Origin of the sequence: Nostoc sp. WHI (genome assembly GCF_015714725.1) — a bacterium.
Taxonomy (GTDB): Bacteria; Cyanobacteriota; Cyanobacteriia; order Cyanobacteriales; family Nostocaceae; genus Nostoc.
Map to the genome: position 1 here is coordinate 20,196 of NZ_WBKM01000095.1, position 23,625 is coordinate 43,820.

A 23,625-nucleotide genomic window follows, 5' to 3' on the forward strand; every position below is an offset into this window, starting at 1 on the left:
GCGGCGTGAATAATTCAATGTTTGTAGTAAGGACTTTAGTCCTAATTTGAGGGCTGAAGCCCTCTCTACGAACTCATCTCAAGATTTTTACATTACTTAATCTACTTTGATTTATTCTCACCTACTTACTTACTTGCTGTCATTTTAATGCAATAATTCCTAAAAATAGCTTTAAAGCTTGAGTAATATGGCTCAGGCATGATTTTATTGGCTATGGCTATGTGTTTCACTGATTGGGGTAAAGGTCTGCTATTAAAGGTAATCTATTATGCCAACAATACGGAGGTTAAATGTCGATATCTAAAGCTTTTAACAGCAATGTTACTTCTCAAAACAGTATTGAAAAACGCTTGCAGATACAGCGTTTGGTAAAAGCAACCGAAGTAGTTACACTTAGCGCTGGGAGTGATGTGGTTAAGGGATTAACTCAAATACCTAAATCTTTACCCCCGTGTTACTTTTATGATGACCGTGGTTCTGAGCTTTTTGAGCAAATTTGTGATTTACCAGAATATTATCTCACACGCACAGAAACAACGATTTTACAACAGTGTGCTGACGAAATTGCCAAGATAACTGGCGCTTGTGAATTGGTAGAACTTGGCAGTGGCAGTTCTAGCAAAACGCGCATTTTACTAGATGCCTACCAGCAGCGAGGCTATCCCCTGCACTACTTACCAATTGATGTGTCTACAGGCATATTGGAAAGTAGCGCCAAGCAGTTACTACGAGATTACCCTTCACTACAAGTTTACGCACTGGCGGGAACCTATGAATTAGCCCTTGCACAACTCCTAGCAAGGCAATTACCCAGCAGGATGATTTGTTTTATTGGTAGCACTTTAGGTAATCTTACACCTAATGAGTGTGATATTTTATTTAGTGAAATTACAGAAGCCCTGCAAGTGGGTGAGTATTTCTTGTTGGGAATAGATTTACGAAAGCCGAAACAGATTTTGGAACCAGCTTATAATGACAGCCAGGGAGTGACAGCAGCATTTAACCTTAATATGCTGGAGCATTTAAATCAGCGATTTGAGGGAAATTTTGACACCACGCAGTTTGAACACTGGGCGTTTTACAATGAAAGTGAGCATCAAATAGAGATGCATTTACGCAGTCTGCGATCGCAAATTGTCGAATTACGCGCTCTTAACCTCAAAGTTGATTTTGCACTAGGTGAAACTATCCTCACCGAAATTTCTCGCAAATTTGACCTCAATGCTATCAAGCAACAACTCACCGCACAGGGTTTATTACCTCTTCATGTGTGGACAGATCCAAATCAGTGGTTTGGTTTATTGCTCTGTCAGCTGCAAGCATAAAGCAAATCAGGCGTTGCTGAATTAAGGGATGAATATCTCACGCAAAGGCAAGGCAGCGCGTTGCGGGGGTTCCCACGGCAGTCACTCATGGGGGAAACCCCCTTGGCGCTAGCCTCTCCCCTTGGGAGAAGACCGCGCTGCCTCCCCGTTGTAGCGACTGCCGCGCAAAGGCGCAAAGAAAAATCCATAAAATCATCCCGTATTTATGCAACGCCGCAAATCAGAGTATGCCTTATATATATATTGATGATATTCGTTCTACTCAGCAAGAGAGATTCCAATTGTTCTCTCTTGCTATGGTAGTATTTTCACTAGTTAAAGTTGCATATCATGTATATAATATGTTAATTCACCTCCCTATTAGGGCAAACGAGTAAACTAAACTTTGAGCCTATGATTATTGCTGCATCGAAGTTATGGGAAAAATTCTGCTGAATATGGGAATCCGTGGCTGAGGCTTAGTTGCAGTTATATTGGCATTAGCAGCAGAAGAGTTATTAGCTGCCTCTGGGAGGATAGGTGGTTTGTTATTAGTAGAATCGGCAAAATCACTCAATTGGGTAGCGGAAGGTGAATTTGAAGATGTGGAGCTAACATTATTAGTATTTTGACTGTTGGATTGGTCAGTAGTTTGAGCTTGAGATGGAGTAACCATGAAAATCGAACTCGTTCCTAATACTAGTACTAGCAGATTACAAATATATTGTTGCATGGTGATTATTCAAATTGGTTAATAAACATTCAAAGCTTAAAGAAGTTGTGTTGATTCGCAGTTTAAAATAAAACCGCGATTTTCCCAGATAAATCATTACGCTCTCAAATAAAACCTGATTGCAGCGATTTTTACATGAATAGACTACTAACGTATTCTTCATATTTAAATGCAGCTTAGTACATCGATTCACTAACAAAAACCTACCCCCAGTCACCTTTCATGCAAGGTAATATCATCTTTGCTTGATTGCTGATTAAACCCCAAGAGCCAGAGAGTAGCTTTGTCTTGCCTAATAGTGTGTAGGGAGGGGATTAAAGAATCGAGTGTGATGACTTTAGTCAGAATAACTAATTATCCAGACTTGATATCAGGGGAAGCTAAATTCCCGTTTCCTAAAAGGAGAACGGTGATTATAGAATTACTGAATTGGCCTTAATAGAGAGTTCGGAAATAGATACATCTGGAATACTTGACGTTTTGTCATTAACTAAACCAGCAGTACTATTAATAATTTAGTTCTATTTAAGTTGTTATTAAAAGAGAAATATTACTGAAGTTTTTGAAAAACCTGATTTTTAGCAAATAAGCTATTGGTTAGTATATTTAAGTAACTAAAACAAAAAATATGTAAATCTTTAATAGAAATCCTCAATGATTCATGAAATTCTTGATTGGATGATTTTCACAATTCAAACAGGATTGCTATATAAGTTTAGCTGTAGATACTCTAAAACGGCATCCCGCTACCATTACACGAGCTAGCCAAGAATTAAACAAGAATTGTTTTGATCTATGTCGATATTTTAAGTTTTAGCATCCTCACCAGAAACTTTCAGAGCAGTTATTGGTTATTACAAGTTAGACTAGACCTCTCTAGTTAGTGACGGCGATACTGCACCCCCTATTTTCCTATAAATATATGAAATTTAGAATCTTCAAATATCCCTTCGCACTTATGCTAGTCAGTCTCAGTCTCTTGCAGACAGCTGATGCTCAAACTTCCATAGCTGAAATCTCCAAGCTATCTCAGGAAGTTTCTGTGCTTCGGAAACAGGGGCCAAGCGGGTTACAGGTATTTCTCAAATCCCATGCTAATAAGCTAAATACTGATTCTTCAGGTACAGTTATACCTTCCCCTGCACTTCGGATAGCTTTAGACGAATTATGCCAACAACGGGACTGTTACGCCTCTCGTCTGTACTGGTACACTGATATAGAACAAGCCAAGGCTGCTGCTAGAACTAGTGGTAAACCCATTCTATCTCTGCGGTTGCTGGGCAGGTTAGATCAAGATTTGAGTTGTGCTAATAGTAGGTTTTTTCGGGTAGCGCTGTATCCGAATGTTGAGATTTCTAAACTGTTGCAAGACCGCTTCATTTTGCATTGGCAATCAGTGCGTTCTGTACCTAAGGTAACAATTGATTTTGGCGACGGACGCAAGTTAGAGCGAACGCTTACAGGTAATAGTATTCATTATATATTGGATGGATCGGGTCGTCCAATCGATGCAATTCCAGGGTTATATAGTCCTAAAGCGTTTTTGCGTCAGCTACAGCAGGCTGAAGTAGCAGTAAAAAATTACAGCAAACTTACACCAAGCGATCGCGAGGCTTATTTAAGAAAATACCACAGCGATCGCCTGAATTCTATCCAAGCCCAATGGATTGCAGATTTATCCCGTCTGGGTATTCAGTCTCCTCCTAAGTTGGTGGAACTTCCCAGCAATCCCAGTCAACCACCTACAGCAGAAATAGCAAGCTCTCTGGCAGTTTCTAAGATGATAGTCGAAAGGCCAATGCTAACTGCTCTCCAGTCTGATGCTGAACGGAATCAAAACGCCTTAACTGAAATTACCGACCAGGAAGTTTGGAACAAAATCGCTCAACTCTATACTGGTGATGCCAAGCTAGATCAGAATAGCATTTCTTTGATCAGAGCTAAAAAGTCTCAGTCTGCAAACACTCAGGAAGATAATTTACCGATAATAGTGAGAAAATTTGAAGCCACAATGGCTTTAGATACAGTCAGAAATGAATATATGCTGCACAGCCAGATTCATCAATGGTTCACGCAGGGTAAGCAAACAAGAAGTGTGGAAGCGCTCAATGAGCAAGTATACGCCCAATTATTTTTAACTCCTAGTTCTGACCCTTGGTTAGGGCTTTTCCCCAGCGACAGCTACAGCGCTATTGATAATGATGGCATCCGTTAGAATAATTCGTAATTCGTAATTCGTAATTCGTAATGACGCTCTCTACGAGACGCTAAAAGCGTAGCTTGCTTCTCCGTAGGAGTAGGCGGACTCGCTAACAAAATTCAAAATTGAACAGAGTTATTTATCATGCCTTACAGTCAATTCACCATTGACAAAGTGAAACAAAATTTTCACCTGAGTACTGTGGAAGGAGTCCGCTTTTTCCCCGACTCCATTGAACCTATTACTCCAAGTTACAGACTACAAGGTATTTTAGAGGATTTACCGTGGGCGATCGCAGTAGATACAGAAAAAGCTCGTTCAGAGGTAATTATTAATCCTGTAGTGCTGGAAGTACGACGTATCCTTAATTCCTCAATCAGCGTGTTTTCAGGGGAAGAGTTTAACGTTGATGCGAGTATTGGACTCAACGGTGTATGTGACTTCCTCCTTTGTCGTTCACCTGAACAATTAACAGTAGAAGCACCTGCAATTGTCATTGTTGAGGCAAAAAAATCAGATTTAAAATCTGGACTCGGACAATGCATTGCAGAAATGGTAGCTGCACAGCGATTCAATCAAGCAAGAGTTCAACCCTTAACAGCAGTTTACGGTACTGTAACCAGTGGAACACAATGGCGATTTCTCAAGCTAGAGGGACAAACAGTCACAATTGATTTGATGGATTATCCTCTTCCTCCTATTGAACCAATTCTGAGCTTTTTGGTGTGGATGGTGAAAGCAGGCTAATTTCATTCAAAAATTGATCATTAAAATAACTCCTACTTCTATAATTCATTTACCAGAGATCGTATTAATCAGTTGAAAGAAGCGCATGACTACTAAACCGAAGATTTTCATTGATGGGGAATCGGGAACCACAGGCTTACACATTTACTCGCGCCTCAACCAACGGGATGACATTGAGTTAGTTAGCATTGAAGCATCTAAACGTCGGGATGCAACTGAGCGAGCCAAACTGATTAATGCTGTCGATGTTGTCATTCTTTGCCTGCCTGATGACGCAGCCCGCGAAGCTGTTAGCTTAGTCAGTAGTACTACGGTTAAAATCCTTGATGCTAGTAGTGCCCATCGCACAGCAAAGGGCTGGGTATATGGCTTCCCTGAACTCAATCCAGGGCAGCGAAAGGAAATCGCCAGCGCCCAGTTTGTCAGCAATCCAGGCTGTTATCCTACGGGATTTTTGGCTTGTATCCGTCCGTTAATTGCCAAGGGACTCCTTAAGAGCAACTTTCCGATTACTGTTAATGCAGTGTCAGGTTACTCTGGTGGCGGAAAGAATCTGATTAAGCAGTACCATACCTTCCACGAACAGCAAGCTGGAGCAGAGTCACTCTATCCCTATGGCATCTACGGTTTACAGTTTGGGCATAAGCACGTTAAGGAAATGCATCAGTATTCGGGGTTAGAATCGCCGCCGTTATTTGTTCCATCTGTGGGAGATTTTGAGCAGGGAATGCTGGTACAGGTGCCTTTGCCGTTGGGGACTTTGGATAATCCACCATCAGGTGAGGTCATTTATCAAGCAGTTGCTGACTACTACCAAGGTGAAACGTTTGTGCAGGTTGCTCCATTTCAAGATTCTACTCTTTTGAGAGACGGAATATTTCTGGATGCGATCGCAATGAATGGCACCAACTTTGTTCAGGTTTTTGTATTTGCCAATGACGCTACCAAAGAAGTGTTGCTAGTTGCTCGTCTTGACAATCTGGGCAAGGGCGCATCTGGAGCCGCAATTCAAAACCTAAACATCATGCTGGGTTTTCCAGAAGAGTTGGGCTTTTGACATACTCACCGTCCTGGAGGAGCGGTGATTCTTGACACTTCGATGGGATGTGCTGGCGAACCACCAGTCTGACCTTCCCTCCATGTCCGTTTATAGTCTCCCAATGCCCTATGGCGATTTCTTCCATATCATATAACAAAAGCCGTCCTAAAAGGACGGGGCTTGTATCCCAATTCTTTGGTCATAAAAGTTAAAAGAGGCAAAAAACAAGCTTTGTTTCTTCTTGCTAACTGATAATTATGCTGATTTTTCGACTCGCAAACCAAAGTATGTCAAAACAAGCTCAGTTGAGCCACTATTAACAACTTCGTGTACTTCTCCTGGTTCTATGGCTACGCAGTTTCCCGGAAGCAGGGGGTATTCTTTACCATCAATGTGAATTACTCCCGAACCAGCTTCTACAAAGAATACTTCACACATATCTTGATGCGCGTGTGCTGGTGCGGTTTGTCCGGGAGCAAAATGTGCTTGTGAAAAGTTAGTCAAGTGAGGCAAATCGCCAAAGCGTAGCATTACCTTCTTTTTGATTTCGGGATTGTGAGAAACAGACTCTTCTGGCAAGTTTTTCAGAGAAGTAATAATCATTCGGGTCTTAAATCGTTAGATAATTCCACAATACCCCTAGACCCATCAATTCTTACTCGTTGACCATCTTGCAGGAGCCATGTAGCACCTCGAACATCCATCACAGCGGGAATCCCATACTCACGAGCAACGATCGCACCGTGAGAAAGCCGTCCACCAACTTCGGCTATTAATCCTCCAGCCCTTAATAACAAGGGTGCCCAGCCGGAATCTGTGTAAGGCACTACTAAAATTGTATCGCGGTCAATATCTGGCACGTCTTGTAAATTTCGCAACACCTTCACCCTACCTTCGGCTTGTCCCTGACTGGCTCCAATGCCTTGTAAGATTTGGTCAGAGTAGAGGGCAGAGGGAGCTAAGGGGTGAGGGGGTGTATTGCCGTAGACTAAAAGGGGTATTTGAATGAATTCGCTATCTTGCACGAATTGCGATCGCCTCAATTCCACTAACTCATCCAACTGCTCAATTAACTTAGAATCTCCACCCCCAACTAAACGCCGCACTTCATCAAAGTTTAGAAAAAAGATATCTCCTGTTTTCTTGAGTAAGCCGGACTTTAACCAAATCTTCTCTAAAGCCACAAAACTCCAACGCAATTCAGCCAAAAGCCGGGAATAAACTTCGGTAACTCGTCCTTTGATATCCACACGTCGTTGCACAAATCCACGTTTGCGCCTACCAGCCAAGATGCTATTAATCGCGTCTTTAGCGCCTGCTTGTGGTTCGTTACCCTGCATTAACTGCACAAACATCTGCTTGATCATTTGGGGATTTTCCCGCCAAGTGGGAACGGAAATATCAGTTCCCACTTCACTTAAATAGCCGTAATCCTGAAGCAATTCGTTAAATGCTTGCAGGATCTTTTCTCCCTCTGGGGTTTGCTTTAACTGCTCAAACACCTTCTGTGGCTCAAAGGCAAGCAATACCTGCTTGGCATCTGTAGCTATTGCACTGAGCGATCGCAATGCCGCTACCTCTGGGGTAACGCTATTATCAATTTGCTCATCCTTGACTCGAAAAATCGCCTGCCGCAGAGCAGCACTCAAGGGAGCTAATATGCTGTAATACGTCCCTTGACGCAGTAACTCTAAGATAAAGTCAATTCTTACCAACAGCTTGGATGGTTCCAAGTTATCCATATCTGCCTGCGCCAACTGCGACAAGCCAGGAATGAATCGTTTGTGATAATCTCGCTTGAAGTCCTTTTCTAAACTTAATTCCCGCCCCAGCAACCTTGCTAGTCCGGGCAAATTTTCCCAGGTTGACTCCCAAGACGGCTTACTTAATTTAGCTCCTCTAGTTAAAAATTCCAGACTTTCCGACGGCAGTCCCATGCGGAGAAAAATACTTCCTAAGAGGGATGCATTAAAATACGCTCTAGAATAATGCAGAGTAGCTGTTTCGGTGAAATCTAACCCCAAAGCGCGATCGCCTAAAACTAAAGTAAAGAATTCTCCCCAAACTCCACAAGTTAAGGGACGATTAATCGACCATGTTAAGGGGTGAATTACGCCGGGAATAACTTCGGCGGCAATTTTGCGTGTCCAAATGGGCAGCAGAGTGGTAATCGGTCGAGATTGCAACACCCAGAGGGTTTGACCATCATAACTCCACTCTATATCTTGAGGAGTGCCATGATAGCGTTTTTCGAGTCGATAGGCTAAGTATGCAACTTGCTTGATTAATGCTTGGGGGACTCGTCCTTCACCCTCTAATTGGACAGAGGAAGAATTTTCTGTTTCCAGGACAAAAGCGCGATATTGTTCTGGTGTAAATTTTCCCGAAACCACTTGCGTGGCGCTGCCTGGAAGGGCTTCGATGATGATCGCATCACCTTGTTGGGTAATGGGATCGCGGCTGAAAGCTACGCCAGAATAGACACTCTGGACTTGTTGTTGAATCAACACAGCCATTGCTGAGTCAGTTAAGCCGCGATCGCGCCGATATTGGACGGCAGATGGATGATTGTAGGAAGCTTTAACTTGAGCGATCGCTTCTTGCAATGCCTGTGGGCTAGTAACATTTAAAACTGTTTCATACTGCCCAGCAGCAGAAGAGTGTTCTGAATCTTCTCCAATTGCAGAGGAGCGCACCACTAAAGGAGATAATTCTGATGGCTGGAGAAATTCTGTCAACAGTTCAGGATCATCGATTGTGGCGAGTACCCACCCCTTCGGAACTGGATAGCCCCAGCGCTTGATTTGGGATAATGTCGCCGCCTTTTCTCCAACTATGGCAGCATCCAACTCTTCATCTAGAGAAACCATCGCGCGTTGGCGTAGCCCGTCGTAGACATCGCCGCGTAAAAATTCTAACATCGCTTGCGATTCTGTTTGTGCATCTTGGGCTGGCAGGTTCATATCATCAGGAATTTTTGTATAAATCCAGCCCATTAAACCAGCTAAGGCAACAGCAGCAAGCATTCTAGGGATATCGCTAATGTGCAGAAGCGCCACAAATAGAGGAAAGAGAAGCAAAACCCCAAATTTAACTACCTGTTTTGATTGCAGAATTGTAAAACTAATGCCTGCAAAGAAAGACACAAATATTGCCACCAGTGGATCATGTAGGACAAATCCCCAGACAACATTTGTCGTACCTGCCCCTTTGCCTATCCAGTATCTACCGATTACTAGAGCAATAAGGGCAATCAGTTCCCAAGACGAATTAGCTGGAAAGAAAACGCGGCTGAGTAAGATTGCCGCAAATCCTTTGAAAGCTTCTGATAAAACCGCCAGAATTCCGACAAATTTACCGCCGTGATAAAAGGCAGCTGAGACACTAATGTTTCCTGTACCAACTTGCGATAGTTGCTTCCGCTTGAGGGCGTAAGTAATCCATGCAATCAGGGGTAATCCGCCCAAGAGGGGGCAGACAATTAAAATAACTAAGACACCCCAATGTTCAAACATTCTGGATTTTGGATTTTAGATTTAAATTTTCCATCTAAAACCTCAAATCTCAAATCTAAAGTTTTTCTGAAATTTTTGATGGTTATCAGGGCGCTTCTGTTTACTAGTTGCTTAATGGACACTTGGCTACGACGGAAACCGTTTTTGCCAAGTGTCCTTCAGGCTACTAATGATTTTAGTTTAGCGCATAGGCAGCTTGCAGCGCCCAGATTATCAGAGCAGCGATCGATCCCAGAAGCAACACGGTAGAGATAGTGACTGCTTTTGGGGAATCTGCACCTTCAAATTTCATAATTCCTCGATTTAAGTCGGACACAGCTTTGTAATCCTCCTCTATTGCAGGATGAAACATTTATCCGCTTTGATTGTAGTCCTTCTATTTGCGGATGATGTTAAATTCCTAATATTATTTTGTTTAAGCATTGGGAATTGGGCATGGGGGCAGAGGAGATATATTTTAGAATGCGACAATGAGTCTTTGATACTCGTGAATGAAGCTCGGAACTTCGTTAACGAGTCTTTGATACTCGTGAATGAAGCTCAAAACTTCGTTAACGAGTCTTTGATACTCGTGAATGAAGCTCGGAACTTCGTTAACGAGTCTTTGATACTCGTGAATGAAGCTCGGAACTTCGTTAACGAGTCTTTGATACTCGTGAATGAAGCTCGGAACTTCGTTAACGAGCCTTTGATACTCGTGAATGAAGCTCTGAACTTCGTTAATGAGTCTTTGATACTCGTATTCGTAAACAAGGGGCATATAAAACTCTGCCCCGTGTCCAATCCCCCATACCTCAGTTAATATCGTTGAAAAGCAACTCAGTATAAGAGGGTGTGAGTAGGTGAAAGTGACCCTGATGGTAATTTTGGCTGTGGTTGTGGGATTATTTGTGGTGTTAGAAATAGGACTGCGATCGCTCTTTGGTTTTGGTAATCCCCTAATTTACATTGGCGATGAGCAGATTGGTTATTTGTTGGCTCCTAACCAACGTACCCGTCGTTTTGGTAATCGCATTGAAATTAATGAGCATTCTATGAGAGGTAGTCCGATAAAAAAGACGCTTTCACCTTCTCAATTGCGAGTCTTACTGTTAGGTGATTCTATTGCTAATGGCGGCTGGTGGACAGATCAGGTTAATACAATATCCAGCTTGATGATGAGTTCTCTGGCATCATCCATTAACAGTAATTATCAGGAAATAGAAGTACTAAATGCTTCAGCGAATTCTTGGGGACCAAGGAACGAATTAGCTTATTTAGAAAAGTTTAGCAATTTCAACGCGCAGGTAATAGTATTACTAATTAATACCGATGATTTGTTTGCTACTGCTCCCACCTCTTTACCGATAGGACGCGATCGCAACTATCCAGAGAGCAAACCTGTCTTGGCATTAGTGGAAGTGTGGCAGCGCTATATCGTTAAGCAAAAGCCAATTCCCGAAATGAAGGCAGTGCATAATGAATCAGGCGATCGCGTTGGCATTAATCTGGAGGCGATCGGTAAAATTCAAGCGCTAACTCGTCAAACCAACAGCCAATTTTTGCTAGTCATGACTCCCTTACTACGAGAAGTTGGTGAACCAGGCCCCCGCGATTACGAAATTAAAGCCCGCCAGCGCTTGAGCGAGTTTAGCAAAGCGCAGCAAATTAACTATATAGATTTTTTACCGATATTCAATTCAACCACCAACCCGCAAAGTTTGTTTCACGATCACATTCACCTCAACTTGCAAGGCAATAAATTTGTCAGTGAAGTTATGGAGCGATCGCTTTTGGAAGTTTTGGGGAATTAACCACAGAATAACTCTGTGGTCAATTGCGGGTGAAGGAAAAAATGATTACTGAAATCTTTGTTTAATATAGGTTTTAGGTATTAGTAGATAATTTCTCGTTTGGACACGGTGTCGCTAAAGCCAATTCGAGAGAGGGCGATCGTATCGGAATTTTAATTATAAACTCTGTTCCCTGCCCTGGTGCTGAAATACAGATTATCTGACCACCATGTTTGGAAACAACAATTTGCTGGCTAATCGACAAGCCTAAACCCGTGCCTCTACCTACAGGTTTTGTGGTAAAGAAGGGGTCAAATAGGCGATCGCGTATTTCCTCTGTCATACCGGGGCCAGTATCCTTAATCCTAATAGCCACAAACTCATTGTCAGTTACTTCAGTGCGAATCCAAATCGTGCTGCGGCAAAAGTAAATCTCCTGGGGCGATCGCTCTTTGTCAAACTCCTCTAAAGCATCAATTGCATTCGCCAATATATTCATAAACACTTGGTTGAGTTGTCCTGCATAACACTCTACAAGCGGTAGATCGCCATACTCTTTAACGAGTTGAATACCTAATTGGTTAGAGCTGGCTTTGAAGCGATTGTGCAAAATCAGCAATGTGCTATCTAACCCAGCGTGAATATCCACTGGCTTCATTTGGGCTTCATCCACGCGGGAAAAAATCCGTAATGACTGAATAATTTCGCGGATGCGGTCAGCCCCAACCTTCATCGAACTCAGCAATTTCGGCAAGTCTTCACTCAGAAATTCTAAATCTATCGCCTCAGTCCGCTTCTGAATTTCAGGTAGCGGTGAAGAAGTGCACTTGGCATAGAGGTTCAAGAGGTCGAGCAAATCTTGAGTGTATTGATAGGCGTGAGCCAGATTCCCATAGATGAAGTTGACGGGATTATTAATTTCATGAGCAACACCCGCCACCAATTGCCCCAGACTGGACATTTTTTCACTATGAACCAGGTGGCTTTGAGTTTCTTGAAGTTGGCGAAAGGCAAGTTCTAACTGATTGGCTTGTTCTCGATAGCGGGCTTCTGATTCCTGCAATGCTTGCTCTGTACAAATGCGCTCTTGGATTTCCTGTTGCAGCAGCTGATTAGATTCAAAAAGTGCAGCCGTCCTTTCTTTCACCCGTTCTTCTAACTCAGATGTCAGTTTTAAAAGTGCGTTCTCTGCCTTAGTTCGCTCTTGAATCTCCTGCTCCAGACGTACATTTTGCTCTTGCAGTTTCTTAGTCAAATTTCGGATGCTTAAATGGACTTTGACACGGGCTAAAACCTCTTCATGCTGAAGCGGCTTAGTGATGTAATCCACCGCCCCAAGATTTAAGCCTTTGACTTTATCCACTGTCTCAGAAAGCGCCGTCATAAAAATCACGGGAATGTCTTTAGTTGATTCTTTAGATTTCAACTGCTGGCAAGTTTCAAACCCATCTATACCGGGCATGAGTACATCTAACAAAATCAGATCGGGAAGAGCATATTGTACCTGCTCAATTGCATCCTCACCATCCTGCGCCACCAACACTTGAAAGCCAGAATCAGTCAAGAAATCGAATAACACTCCTAAATTTGTCGGGTTGTCATCAACGATTAAAATAATGCCATTTTCCACGGTTGAAATACTCATTAATTTACTCCTGTATTTTTTAGAATTTCACGAATTTTTTTAACTTGAAAACCTTTAGCCAATTGACGCAATTCTAAAGAAAAAGGTGTATATTTAACATCCAATTCTTCCAAGTGAGTAACTCGCTCCACAATACCTTTGAGATCGCCTTTCATTGCTAAATTCAACAGAGCCGTAATTTCCTCTGCCGGGGGAGCTACCAATGATTGATGAGAATTTTCTTCTTGATTACCTTTACATACTTGAGTTTCACCCTCTTCATAAAACCATTCCAATTCTAGGTGAATCTGTAACTTTTCTAAAAGCTCTGTGATCCTGATTGGTTTAGGTAGAAAATCATTGCAACCTGCCTCTTTACTTTTGTTGAGATCGAAATCAAAAACGCTGGCAGAAGTACCAATTACGATCACATTTTTTAGTTTAGGCGATCGCCTGATGCGACGAGTAGCTTCTAAGCCATTCATTTGAGGCATCATCAAGTCCATTAAAATACAATCGGGATTCGATTCAGATGCCTTATTGAGACAATCTTGACCATCTATTGCTTCCATAATTTCAAATCCTAAAGGCAACAGCATCTTAACCAAAATTGAGCGATTTTCTGCTCTATCATCTGCCACGATAAGTTTCCGCTTATAGCCTTTAAAACCTTGAATATTTCGTTGCTCTTTTTTGACCACATCAGCGTATTGAGAAGCTTCAGGCAAATCTAAATCAAAGAAGAAAATGCTTCCTTTGTCTAAGGTACTCTTCACCTGAATTTCGCCACCCATCATCTGAATTAATTGGCGGGTAATTGCCAGTCCTAATCCCGTTCCTTCCGCTTTGCGATCGTGATCTCCTACCTGTTGGAACGGCAAAAATATCTCTTCTAATTGCTCTGGTGCCATGCCAACTCCTGTATCTTCCACCTGAAACCGAATTTTACCTTCGTGATAGCCGACTTTGAAAGCTACGCCTCCGGTTTCCGTAAACTTAACGGCATTACCCAGTAAGTTAATCAAAGCTTGCCGCAACCGTTTTTCATCAGCCTTAACACCTGTAGGAAGTTGGGTAATCTGTTCAAAAATTAAGCAAATACCTTTTTGTTCGGCGCGGATGCGGCAGATTTCGGCAATGCCTTCGAGAAAATCTGTAAAATGAAAATCCGTAGGGTGGAGTTCCATTTTTCTCGCTTCAATTTTAGAGAGGTCTAAAATGTCATTGATCAGGTTCAAGAGATGGTCGCCACACTGATGAATAATATTCACACCATCTTTTTGTGAGTTAGTTAAACTTTTGTCTCGTTTAAGGATTTGGGCATAACCCAAAATGCCATTAAGTGGTGTTCTCAGTTCATGGCTCATATTAGCGAGAAAATCGCTTTTAGCGCGGTTGGCAGATTGTGCAGTTTCTTCTGCTTTTTGCAGATGCACATTTTTTTCCTGTAACTCTAAAGTTCGCTCTTGGACTTTGGCTTCTAAGTTAGTGTTGGCTAATTTCAAGTCTTTATAAAGACGAGCATTTTCAATGGAAATTGCCGCTTGAGAAGATAACAGTTGTAATACTTCTAAGCGATCTGATGTAAATGCACCAATGGTGAGATTATTTTCTAAATAAAGGATGCCAGTAAGTTTTCCTTGATGGATGAGCGGTGTACATAAAACCGATTTGGGTTGATGGGTGGCGATGTATGTATCTGTGGTAAATGTTCCTTCACGAGTTGCATTACTGAGGACAACATTTTCTTTAGTTCGGGCTACATAGTTAATCAGTGAAATTGGTAGCTGCTGACTGGTTGATACTGGAATTTCTTGTAGCACAGTTACATCGTTTTTGTCTACTGCTCCTGATGCTTCTATTAGCAGTTCTCCTGATTTTTCTAAAATTAAGTAGCCTGTTTGAGCGCCAGCATTCTCTAGTACAATTGTCATTAATTTAGCGAGCAACTTGCCCAAAACTATTTCTCCAGAAAGAGCTTGAGATGCTTTCATAACTGTGGCTAAATCCAGCGAGTCTGAAGCATTTTCACCCGTAGAGCTTATCATCCGAGTCGCGTTTGTACTGACGGTTTCTCGCTTTGATATCCGAAATAGTTGGGGATATCTTTTTTCCAAGTCTTTGACTTTTGCCTTCGCTCCCCAGCAACCATATCCATAGTAGGCATCGTTGAGATAGGTATTAGCAACTTTCTCTCTCCCACAAGCAAAATAAAACTCTGCTGCTAATTCCAAGGCTAGGGCTTCTTCCTGAATATATCCATGTTCTTTGGCTCCAGTTATTGCTCGATCGTAAAATGCGATCGCTTTGGCATCTTGTTGCAATACTCGCGCCTTTTCTGCTTCCACTAGATCGTATTTATGCTGATAGTTCGCAGGAGAATGCAACGCCCATTGCTTCATTTTTTTCTGCTGTGCTACCACTTGACTGAAATATTGTTGGCGTAGCTTGCCGCCGTAGGCATCGCTTTTTGATGCACTGGGATACAAAGCTAGGAGAGTCAGAGAGGAGTAGAACTTGTGTTCGGCTTTGTACATCAACCCTAGTCCACCTTGTTCGTATTTTTCTGCCAGCAAGGCATTCTCAGCAGCGCGATCGTAATTTTTAAATAAATAACCCAGAATTAGTTTAGAAACATAGATCGGATAAATAGCCATAGAATTATTGCTATTTATCAGAATTGGCAACATTTTATTTTCATCAAAACTTTCGCCAATTAATCGATATGGCTCCGCCGTTTTTTTAATTAAATTCAAGCCTGTCTGTCGGACTATCTGAGCATAAATAATTTGAAATTCTTGTTTGGTTCTTTGCATCAAAGCAATATAATGTGCCTGTTTCTGGAGAGCTATTTCTAGATTTTCACCGATAAAAAACAGATGCGTACAATAAAAACAAGCCGAATAAGAAGCATATTCTAAATCTCCTGTTTCTAGCCCTCTTTGGACACCCTCAATTAACGGTTCTATAGTATTAATAGCTGGTTCTTTCCAATGCCTGATAAAATAATTAAATGTTTCATATATTTTCGCCGTCATTTCCTTAGCATTGAATTGATTTAACAGCTTTAAGCCTAGCTGACCGAATTGATAACCAGAATCCATGTCTTCAAAAGCGCCACATAGGAGCACTCCATAAAGTGCATACGTATAAGCTGACAGTGGAGAGTTCCCATATTTGAGACAGAGATTGGTCATTTTAAAAACGACCTGGGGATAAAGTTCGGGAGCTGCAATATAAACCGGAGGAATCAGATTGCTCAAGACTCGCAGTGCGGCTAATTTATAAACATCAGTCATTTCTGGCAATTCTGTTAAATCCTCAATTCGTTTCCCTCCTAAATTCAATCTAGTCAATCTTGTCCGGGGGGTTTCTGATAAAGGCAACCCTAGCATTTTTAGCACTTGCAGTCCGGTATTTAACGCAGCTTGCATTTGGTTTTTAGCAATATAAAACTGCATTTTTGTCTCGTACACCTGGACTCGATCGAGTAGGGTTTTTGCCTGTGACAAAACTACATCAGAAAGCATTTCTGCTCTCTCGAAATTAGTATTGAGGAATTCTACTGCTGCTGTTTTTACATAGAGATTAAGTGTCATGTCATACTGACGCTGCCAACTATCTGCTGCAAGAAGTTCTAAACCTACATTTAAATATTTAACAGATGATTCATACGCTGTTGCTGCTTTTGCTTTCTGTCCAGCTATAAGATTGAGTTGAGCCAGTCTATCTTTTTGAGGCTGTTGGGTGATAAATTCAGCACCAACATTCAGTTGGTTGACAATTTCAAAAATGTTTTCTTCAATGTCCGTTTCCGAGGTATGTATTAGTAGTAATTCACCGATTTCTAGGTGAGTCTGTTTTTTCTGATCATCTGGAATGAGAGAATAAGATGCTTGCTGCACCCGGTCATGTAAGAACTTATAGGTGATGGGTGATGGGGGCTGGTTAATGGGCGATCGCCTGTTCTCAGTCTCCATTTGTTCTGAGTCAAAAACAAGCGGTGTTTTGTAGGAATTATTGAGGGGTAGAACCAAACCTGATTGCAGAGCTTCCCACAAATCTGCTGCTGTTTCTGACTGAGATGTTTTATTAATAATCGCCAACATATCTAAAGTAAATTTGTCTCCAATGCAGGCGGCAAACTTTAATACATTCTGTGTTTTTTCAGACAACTTTTGAATTTGGCTGACCATCAATTCAACAACATTATCAGTTATATTAATTCCCTGAAGAAACTCAATATTCCATTGCCAAAAACCGCGATCAAAGTCAAAGGATAACAAATTATCTTGATAAAGAGATTTGAGTAATTGGGTTAAGAAAAAGGGGTTGCCTTGGGTTTTTCTAAAAACTAACTCAGCTAGCGGCTTTATCTTTAAAATCTCACTACGAAGAGTATCGGCTACTAACTGGTTGACATGAGCGATATCCAAAAGCTGGAGGATAATGTTATTGACGACCGCACCAGTATTTTGAATCTCCTCCAAGGTCTGAATCAAGGGATGAGTGGCATTTACTTCGTTATCTCGATATGCACCAATTAGCAATAGATATTGGCTATCCGGGTCGGTCATAATTAACTGGATAAGCTTGAGGGAAGCTGAATCTGCCCACTGCAAGTCATCCAGAAACAAAACTAGCGGATGTTCGGGTTGACTAAATACATGAATGAATTGTTGAAACACCCGATTAAATCGGTTTTGTGATTCTGATGACCCTAATTGAGGAACTGCTAGCTGCGGGCTAATAATCCCTTCTAATTCGGGAATAACGTCTATAATCACTTGAGCATTGGAGCCGAGGGCATCTATTAATTTTGATTTCCAAACAGCTATTTGGTCATCGGTTTCTGTTAGCAATTGCCGCATCAAATCTTGGAATGCTTGAATTAGAGAAGCAAAAGGAATATTCCGCTTGAACTGGTCAAATTTACCGGAGATAAAATAACCGCGCTGGCGCACAATCGGTTTGTGAACTTCGTAAACTAAGCAAGATTTACCGATGCCTGAGTAACCAGAAACTAGCATCATTTCTGTACTACCAGAACTGACGCGATCGAATGCTTCTAACAAAGTAGCAACCTCTATTTCCCGTCCGTAGAGTTTTTGCGGGATGGAAAATTGGCTGTATGAATCTAGTTGACCGACAATAAAGTGGGAAATCTCGCCATTCGTCTGCAACTGAGTCAGACAGGTTTCTAAATCGGCTTTTAGTCCGAGAGAGCTTTGATATCTATCTTCAGCAGTTTTAGCTAACAATTTCATGACAATATCAGAAACCGCTGAAGGAATTTTGGGATTGAACTCTTGAGGCGTTATTGGTATTTTTGCAATATGGCAATGAACAAATTCCAGAGGGTCAGCGGCATTAAAGGGCAGCGAACCTGTCAGCATTTCATAAAAGGTAACGCCTAAAGAATAGAAGTCGGTACGGTAGTCAATTGACCGATTCATTCGTCCGGTTTGCTCCGGTGACATATAGGCGAGAGTCCCTTCGATTAAATTGGGATTGCTGATGCTTTGATTTTCTTTTTCTAAACGCGATGCAATGCTGAAGTCGATAATTTTAACTTGCCCGGTTTCTGGGTTGATGACGATATTGTCAGGTTTAATATCTTTATGAATAATCTTGGCTTGATGCAGTTGTGTGAGAGTGGATGCTAGCTGAATGGCTATTTTTAGAAATTCGGTTAATGACAATTGGCGATCGCTAGTATACTTTTTTAGAGATTCTCCCCCAAAGTCTGCCAAAATTAGAGCTAGGCCGTTATGATGATTTTCTAAAGCTAAAGACTTGACAATTCCTTCTATATCTACTATGATGTTCGACATTTTATATTCATGTCTTAGTCGGGTTAGTTCTTCGAGACTGGGATACTCTGCTTTGAGGGCTTTAACGATCACAAAGGTTTGATCCGACTGCTTGGAAGCACGATAAATAACGGTATTGACACCTTCATGTAGAGCTTCAATAAAGTTGTAACCGGGAAGGACAGGGATCATTTTCTAGGACTGAGTGCTAGGGTGAACTGGGCATGAAGCTAATAGGCAGTATCCACCACTGTCAAAAAAAAGGACAATGAGGTGCTTTATTTAGCATTCCCAGCCAGCAACAAAATTCCACAATGCTAATTAAATAATTCGTAATTCGTAATTCGTAATTCGTAATTAAAGACATTTTCAGACGGGGATTTAAACCCCGTCTGAAACTGACGCTACGTGTAATGGTTGGGGTCTTAAACCCTTTTATTTACGATAAACCTCAACATTTGAAAATATAATTTTGCTGCTAATAACCCCACTTTGATTAGAGTGGTAATTTTTGCGTAAGTCCTGATGCAAATGAGAGAGAACCGCTATATTGTGTTTGCTGCACCCAGTTGGAGGGCATAGAGGTTGGCATAGACACCTTGCTGATCGATGAGTTGTGTATGAGTGCCCTGCTCTACAATTTGTCCTTGCTGAATCACTAATACCTGATCTGCCTGGGTAACTGTACTGAGGCGGTGAGCAATCACGAAGCTGGTACGACCTTGCAGTAAGCGGGCGATCGCAATTTGTACTAGCGCTTCTGTGCGGGTATCAATGCTGCTAGTCGCTTCATCGAGAATGAGAATTCGGGGGTTGATTAACACCGCACGGGCAATACTGATCAGTTGTCGCTGTCCTTGGCTTAGGGGAGCGCCCCGTTCACCCAATTGAGTAGTATAACCCTGTGGCAGTGAGGTAATAAATTCATGCACATTTGCCAGTTGTGCAGCCGCTTCGATATCAGCTTGAGTGGCGTAAGGAGCGCCAAAGGCAATGTTTTCGGCAACGGTGCCACTGAACAGAATATTGTCTTGCAGGACGAGGCCAATTTGACGCCGCAGACTTGCTTGAGTAACGCTACGCACATCAATGTCATCAATTTTCACTGCACCGCCAGATACATCGTAGAAGCGCAAAATCAAGTTAATAATTGTACTTTTCCCCGAACCGGTCGGCCCTACCAACGCAACCATCTGCCCTGGATAGGCGCGCAAATTCACTTCTTTGAGAACCAATTGATCTGGGTTGTAGCCAAACTTGACATTCTCAAATGTCACCTCACCCCGAATAGGCGGCATTTCTGTTGCATCGGGTGCATCTTTGAGTTCTGACGGTTCATCTAGCAATAGAAAGATTCGCTCTAATCCGGCGAATGCAGATTGAGCTTGGGTGTAAAACTGGCTGAGAATTTGGATAGGGCGGAAGAACTGCTGGACGTAAAGTAAAAAAGATGTTATTACACCCACTGTTGCAGCTCCCGTTACCGCGAGATAGCCACCATAGGCCAACACGCCTGCCGTTGCTAGTGTGTTGAGAAAATCAATCGACGGTAAAAAGGCAGAAGTAATTGCCACAGCCTCGACGTTGGCATCACGATTGGCAGCGTTGAGAACGTCAAATTCTGCGATGTTTATCTGTACACGATTAAATGCCTGTGCTTCTCGGACGCTGCCAATATCTTCTTCTAACTTGGCGGAAAGCTGTCCAATGGTTTGTCGGGTAACGCGAAATCTGACTCTTGCCCAACGTGCAAACAAGCTTGTGGTAAAAATCATCAGTGGCACAACCAGATTGCTCAACAAACCAAGTTGCAGGTTGATTGAGAGCATAGCAATGATGATGCCGACCAAACTAAAGGTGTTGCCGAGCATTTGGGCGATGGTCAGTCCAAATGCCTGATTCACGGTATTGACATCATTCAACAGGCGGCTCATTAAATCGCCCGCTTCGCTGCGATCGAAAAAGCTGAGTGGCAGACTTTGGATTTTAGTGAAAATGTCTTGCCTCAGTTGAGCCAGCAATCGCTGCATAATCCAGCCGACTCGAATAATTTGACCCCGGATTGCCAAAACACCAAGTCCGTAGTTTAGCGCTAGTAGCCCTAATAACAGTAGTAGTCCCTGCAAATTCTCCTGTTCAATTAGGTGATCAATCGACCAACCGAGGAAGAATGGCCCAATTGCCTGGGTTACGGCACCAAGAAATACTAATGTCAAAGCAATGGGAATTTCTTTGCGATAGAGTAAAACGTATTGCAAAAAGCGCCCCAGGGTAGAGAGTTGCTGACTAGCTTTTTGCTCAGATGCAACAACCGGAATAGTGCCTCTCATAAAAACTTGGGATTTTAGATTTTGGATTAAAAATCCTTATTATAATTTACGATTTTGGTCACTGTTGAGGTTGCTTTCCCAGGACAAAACTTTCTCGAAACAAACATTTAGTCAATGCCCTGTTGTTCCATCGCCCTTTGTACGCCTGCGTCTTGGTAAAGTTGCTGATAGAAGCGGTAGAGGTTGGGATAATCGGACAGCGGTTTGGGTAAAAAGTTGCCCCAGCGCGTCATCGCAAAGGCATAAGGGTCAGCGATCGTGCGACGATCGCCAACTAAATGAGTTTTACCATCTAAGTGCTTGTCTAAATGCTGATAAACGCGATCAATTAGCCGATAAGATGCTTCCTTGATGGTCTGCCGAATTGTCTCGCTACCATCGGTTGTGTAACGCTGCGGAACAAAGAAGGGAAAAAAGGCTGGATGAACATCGCCTGTGAGAAATGCCAACCAGCGATCGAGTTCGTAAGCATCTTGCAGAGTACCATCATCGCCGAGCTTGGCATTAGGGTATTTGTGAGCCAGATATTTCAGCAGTGCATCCGCTTGATTCATCACGCTACCATCGCCATCAATCATCGCTGGAACTTGTCCTAACGGATTCATCTGGAGATATTCTGGGTCGCTTGGCTTGACTTTCTGCAACTCGTAGGGTTCACCGATCCACTCTAGAGCAATATGAGGCGCAAGAGCGCAAGTCCCTGGAGCATAAAACAGTTTAATCATCATGTTCCTCTTGAGAAAAAAAATGGTGAATCACTCGTTAGCTCGGAGTTCATTCAGCAAGGCGCTGCCGTTGTTAAAGGAAGCTAAGGCTGCAACTGCCAATTCCGTAGTTGCGCTTGATCGCTGTGCTGCGATCGCACGAAACCTCAAGTTTTGAACCCAAAATTTTCAGCCTGGAACTTAGAGGGTCACGTTACGCAAGCCTTTCATCACATCTTTGCGCCACCATTGGCACAAATATCCTGTTGTCGCAGTGAATTTGGAAATACCACGATAGCAAATCACGCTCTCGACCAGCAATGAATCGTTCGCAAAGGTCGGGAACCGTGAAGGCAACCAGTTGCCAGCCATTGTCCCACCCGCGCTTCGGTGTAATATATTCCTCATAGCCAAAGCCAGGGAAAACAAACTCAGCTAAAACCAGACGGCGTACAGCTTCAGGATGAGTAGCGGCGTAGGCGTAAGCAGTTCCTGCACCTTGGTCATAGCCAACGAGGTGGATGCGATCGCAGCCCAACACCTCATGCACCAGTTGGTAAATGTCGGCGGCCATCGTGCGTTTGTCATAACCACTGGCAGGAATGGAGGAACCTCCCATGCCGCGCTGATCTAGAGCGATGACGGTGAAATGTGCAGCGAGGGTTGGCATAATACTGCGCCACATAAATTACGAGTGTTGCGGAAATCCATGCAATAACACTAATGGATCGCCTGACCCTGCCTTTAGATATGCGAATGTTAACTCTCCAACCTTGGCCGTGTGCTGTTCAATTATGGTACTGACGGAACTCATCGTATAGTAATCTCCATAATTTCATCTCAGGTCTGTGTTAGCAATGAAAGACATCTACTCAGGTTCGTGGTCAGCGTAAACTGGGGAGATGTCCATATTGATACGGAAGTCATATATCTGGTCATTGTGTGAACGTAGAATACTCGCGCAGGGTAAGGTGACTTGAGTGCCATTCTTGCGAGTATAGGTAACATCTGCTTCGCATACGGCTGAGTTGCCGTCTTCACCAAACCACAGTCCCGTAATTTCGTGATGCATTTCCTTAATTATTTCAAAAAACTGAGCCAGAGCATCTCGCACCGCTTGCCGTCCGATTACCGCAGGTTGATTGCTAAACCGAAACTTGCCATCATCGGTGAAATGAGTAGCGATCGCCTCTGCATCTAGCGTATCCACCGTTTTGAAATAATTGCGTACCCAATCAGCATTCATTTATGTTAATCTCCTAAACTGTGATAATCCTGCTACCATCGATTCTGATATTGGTTCCGTTGATGTAATCAGCTAACAGACTACTCAAAGCATCTGCGCGTATTGACTGGAGTTTTGAGTTGTAATGTTATTCATGAGAAATTCCTTTCAGGATAATTGAAATCAAAAAAGCAACTGACTCCGCAATCTAAATCAAAGGTTGAGGCTGTAATAGAGCTTTCACTAGAAGCAATTGTGATTTAACTTTGTAATTATTTTTATTGATTCAACTCAGCAACACCACTACCCTAAAGATATAGATTATTCATTGTTTAATATCAATGTTGAAGTCCAGGGATACCTTTAAGATATTGATCATCTCAGCTTAAACATGGAGTTTCGGCAGTTACATTATTTCCTGATAATCGCAGAAGAACTCAGCTTTAGTCAAGCAGGGCGACGGCTCAACATGGCTCAACCGCAGTTTACCCGCCAAATTCGCCAGCTTGAGCAAGAATTAGGGGTACAGCTTTTTGTTCGCACCAGACGTCGAGTTGAATTGACCGAGGTGGGCAATGTGTTTGTTAAAGAAGCCCGCCGCATTCTAGAACAAGTTTAG

The 23,625-nt window shown here is 42.5% G+C and carries 18 protein-coding genes; 8 read left to right on the plus strand and 10 right to left on the minus strand.

Annotated elements, in window-relative coordinates; all coding sequences use genetic code 11:
* Positions 1 to 290: 290 nt before the first annotated feature.
* Complete coding sequence (egtD, locus tag F8S12_RS09210) at positions 291 to 1,325, plus strand: L-histidine N(alpha)-methyltransferase (RefSeq protein WP_196515996.1); 1,035 nt, start codon at positions 291 to 293, stop codon at positions 1,323 to 1,325.
* A gap of 397 nt (positions 1,326 to 1,722) precedes the next feature.
* Here egtD and F8S12_RS09215 read toward each other — a convergent pair whose 3' ends face one another.
* A complete protein-coding gene (locus tag F8S12_RS09215) occupies positions 1,723 to 1,980 on the minus strand; it encodes a hypothetical protein (RefSeq protein WP_196515997.1) in 258 nt (85 codons plus the stop codon).
* Between the two features lie 979 nt (positions 1,981 to 2,959).
* On the opposite strand from F8S12_RS09215, the gene F8S12_RS09220 reads away from it, so the two are divergent.
* From F8S12_RS09220 to argC, 3 genes are all read left to right on the plus strand, one after another.
* Positions 2,960 to 4,252, plus strand: a complete 1,293-nt coding sequence (locus F8S12_RS09220; protein WP_196515998.1) for a hypothetical protein — start codon at positions 2,960 to 2,962, stop codon at positions 4,250 to 4,252.
* A 129-nt stretch (positions 4,253 to 4,381) separates the two neighbouring features.
* Positions 4,382 to 4,984 carry a hypothetical protein gene (locus F8S12_RS09225; RefSeq protein WP_196515999.1) on the plus strand — a complete coding sequence of 201 codons (603 nt, stop codon included), beginning with the start codon at positions 4,382 to 4,384 and terminating at the stop codon, positions 4,982 to 4,984.
* 85 nt (positions 4,985 to 5,069) lie between these two features.
* A complete protein-coding gene (gene argC, locus F8S12_RS09230; RefSeq protein ID WP_196516000.1) occupies positions 5,070 to 6,041 on the plus strand; it encodes an N-acetyl-gamma-glutamyl-phosphate reductase in 972 nt (323 codons plus the stop codon).
* A 237-nt stretch (positions 6,042 to 6,278) separates the two neighbouring features.
* Here the strand turns inward: argC and F8S12_RS09235 are convergent, their stop codons facing one another.
* The 3 genes from F8S12_RS09235 to F8S12_RS09245 form a co-directional block, all read right to left on the minus strand.
* Positions 6,279 to 6,626: a cupin domain-containing protein gene (locus F8S12_RS09235; protein ID WP_196516001.1), complete on the minus strand. Its 348-nt coding sequence runs from the start codon at positions 6,624 to 6,626 to the stop codon at positions 6,279 to 6,281.
* Positions 6,623 to 9,538 carry a glycerol-3-phosphate acyltransferase gene (locus F8S12_RS09240; RefSeq protein WP_196516002.1) on the minus strand — a complete coding sequence of 972 codons (2,916 nt, stop codon included), beginning with the start codon at positions 9,536 to 9,538 and terminating at the stop codon, positions 6,623 to 6,625. Before F8S12_RS09240 ends, F8S12_RS09235 begins: the two co-directional genes overlap by 4 nt.
* 175 nt (positions 9,539 to 9,713) lie before the next feature.
* The gene (locus tag F8S12_RS09245; protein WP_196516003.1) at positions 9,714 to 9,854 is read right to left on the minus strand and encodes a hypothetical protein; all 141 of its coding nucleotides are present in this window, start codon (positions 9,852 to 9,854) and stop codon (positions 9,714 to 9,716) included.
* Between the two features lie 27 nt (positions 9,855 to 9,881).
* On the opposite strand from F8S12_RS09245, the gene F8S12_RS09250 reads away from it, so the two are divergent.
* Positions 9,882 to 10,340 carry a hypothetical protein gene (locus tag F8S12_RS09250; RefSeq protein ID WP_196516004.1) on the plus strand — a complete coding sequence of 153 codons (459 nt, stop codon included), beginning with the start codon at positions 9,882 to 9,884 and terminating at the stop codon, positions 10,338 to 10,340.
* 55 nt (positions 10,341 to 10,395) lie between these two features.
* The gene (locus tag F8S12_RS09255; protein WP_230967904.1) at positions 10,396 to 11,331 is read left to right on the plus strand and encodes an SGNH/GDSL hydrolase family protein; all 936 of its coding nucleotides are present in this window, start codon (positions 10,396 to 10,398) and stop codon (positions 11,329 to 11,331) included.
* 73 nt (positions 11,332 to 11,404) lie between these two features.
* Here F8S12_RS09255 and F8S12_RS09260 read toward each other — a convergent pair whose 3' ends face one another.
* From F8S12_RS09260 to F8S12_RS09275, 4 genes are all read right to left on the minus strand, one after another.
* Positions 11,405 to 12,955: a hybrid sensor histidine kinase/response regulator gene (locus tag F8S12_RS09260; RefSeq protein WP_196516006.1), complete on the minus strand. Its 1,551-nt coding sequence runs from the start codon at positions 12,953 to 12,955 to the stop codon at positions 11,405 to 11,407.
* Positions 12,955 to 18,939 (minus strand): hybrid sensor histidine kinase/response regulator, encoded by a 5,985-nt coding sequence (locus F8S12_RS09265; protein ID WP_196516007.1) that lies wholly within the window; start codon positions 18,937 to 18,939, stop codon positions 12,955 to 12,957. The genes F8S12_RS09260 and F8S12_RS09265 overlap by 1 nt, the downstream gene beginning before the upstream one ends.
* A gap of 353 nt (positions 18,940 to 19,292) precedes the next feature.
* Positions 19,293 to 21,077, minus strand: a complete 1,785-nt coding sequence (locus tag F8S12_RS09270; RefSeq protein WP_196516008.1) for an ABC transporter ATP-binding protein — start codon at positions 21,075 to 21,077, stop codon at positions 19,293 to 19,295.
* Between the two features lie 107 nt (positions 21,078 to 21,184).
* Positions 21,185 to 21,805, minus strand: a complete 621-nt coding sequence (locus F8S12_RS09275) for a glutathione S-transferase family protein (RefSeq protein ID WP_196516009.1) — start codon at positions 21,803 to 21,805, stop codon at positions 21,185 to 21,187.
* Between the two features lie 19 nt (positions 21,806 to 21,824).
* Between F8S12_RS09275 and F8S12_RS41595 the strand changes: the two genes are divergently transcribed.
* Complete coding sequence (locus F8S12_RS41595) at positions 21,825 to 21,959, plus strand: hypothetical protein (protein WP_269144789.1); 135 nt, start codon at positions 21,825 to 21,827, stop codon at positions 21,957 to 21,959.
* Positions 21,960 to 21,995: 36 nt separating this feature from the next.
* On the opposite strand, the gene F8S12_RS09280 is transcribed toward F8S12_RS41595, so the two are convergent.
* Positions 21,996 to 22,466 (minus strand): alpha/beta fold hydrolase, encoded by a 471-nt coding sequence (locus tag F8S12_RS09280; protein WP_269144790.1) that lies wholly within the window; start codon positions 22,464 to 22,466, stop codon positions 21,996 to 21,998.
* A 183-nt stretch (positions 22,467 to 22,649) separates the two neighbouring features.
* The gene (locus F8S12_RS09285) at positions 22,650 to 23,027 is read right to left on the minus strand and encodes a nuclear transport factor 2 family protein (protein WP_196516011.1); all 378 of its coding nucleotides are present in this window, start codon (positions 23,025 to 23,027) and stop codon (positions 22,650 to 22,652) included.
* Between the two features lie 370 nt (positions 23,028 to 23,397).
* Here F8S12_RS09285 and F8S12_RS09290 point away from each other — a divergent pair, with 370 nt between their 5' ends.
* The gene (locus F8S12_RS09290) at positions 23,398 to 23,625 is read left to right on the plus strand and encodes a LysR family transcriptional regulator (RefSeq protein ID WP_196516012.1); all 228 of its coding nucleotides are present in this window, start codon (positions 23,398 to 23,400) and stop codon (positions 23,623 to 23,625) included.